Source organism: Methylorubrum zatmanii, from assembly GCF_014845115.1.
Classification (GTDB): domain Bacteria; phylum Pseudomonadota; class Alphaproteobacteria; order Rhizobiales; family Beijerinckiaceae; genus Methylobacterium; species Methylobacterium zatmanii.
The window spans coordinates 1-1195 of sequence record NZ_NKUI01000308.1 but is presented as its reverse complement, the minus strand read 5'-3'; the positions used below and the strand labels follow the sequence as shown (position 1 = coordinate 1195).

Here is a 1195-nt window from a genome sequence, read left to right as displayed (position 1 = left end):
TCCACGTCCGCGACGGGACCGAGGTCACCGCGAGCCCAGATCACCGCGCCGCCTGACCGCCTCCGTCACCTAAAATCCTGCATAGCTCTGCGAAGACAGTCCTGGACCGGACATACCGAGATCATGAAGCCTGAGGAACGCACGAAGCGGCCTGTCCAATACGCGCTGCTGGTAGAGGCCTGTCTCCGGGCGTTTCGTGGAAGCCGACGGCGAGACGTCCGGAGGTCAGTGGAGCTGCCAGCTATTGCTGATCCTGCTACATCGCGGAGCGATCTCACCCTCAAGCATTAGGGGAGGCGCCCCGCGATCGAGTTATCTGCTACGCTCAGGGCTGCCCAGCCGCTTCGAGGATCAGGTCCGCCACCTCGCGCGGACGAGACAGCAGCGACACATGGCTCGCGGCAAGTTCGACGGTTTTCGCGCCCATCCGGTTCGCCATGAACCGCTGAAGGTCGGGATCGATGACCCGGTCCTGGGTTGAGATGGCGTAGAAGCTCGGCTTAGACCGCCACGCAGCATTTGTCGTTCTGGCCTCCGTCAGCGATCTCTTGAAGGGCCACTGGGCGGCGTAGAGCGCCCGCGCCTTGGGTTGCGGCAGGTCGGGAGCGAAGTCGCGTAGGAACGCCTCTTCGGTAAGCCGGCCCTCGTCGCCGTCGAAAACAATGCCGGCCGAGGCGGGCGGCTTGGGATACCTCCCCGCAAGTGCCGTATAGTCTTCGTTCGCATCGGGGGCCCGCGCGGCGACGTAGGTCAGCGCTGACACCTTCGGATGTATTCCAGCCTCGGTAACGATCATGCCTGAAAAGGAGTGGCCCGCGAGCACAGTAGGCCCATCCTGCCGGTCGAGCACCCTCGTACACGCGGCCACTGCTTCGGCGAGCGAGGTTAGCGGGTTCTGCACCGAGACGACGTGCAGACCTCGCGCCTGCAAATGCGGAATCACTTCCAGCCAGGAAGAGCCATCGGCGAAAAGGCCGTGGACCAGCACGACGTTGTTCGCCTTCGGCACATCGCCGGGAGCCGCGATCACCTTTGTCGCACTCAGTGCTACACCCGCGGCTAGCAGCGACCCAGTGAATGCTCGTCGAGCTATGCGGGAGATTGGGTGACGACGGTGTGTTGAAGGCGGCGTATCGAGGCGGGTGTCGAAGCCTGTCCTACACCTCTCAGCGGGGGCGATACGCCCTGGTGAGAC

At 63.9% G+C, this 1195-nt stretch carries 1 protein-coding gene; it reads right to left on the bottom strand.

Features of this window, described 5'->3' with window-relative positions:
* Nucleotides 1-325: 325 nt before the first annotated feature.
* Nucleotides 326-1093: an alpha/beta fold hydrolase gene (locus MZTS_RS24115; protein WP_192285822.1), complete on the bottom strand. Its 768-nt coding sequence runs from the start codon at nucleotides 1091-1093 to the stop codon at nucleotides 326-328.
* Nucleotides 1094-1195 lie beyond the last annotated feature (102 nt).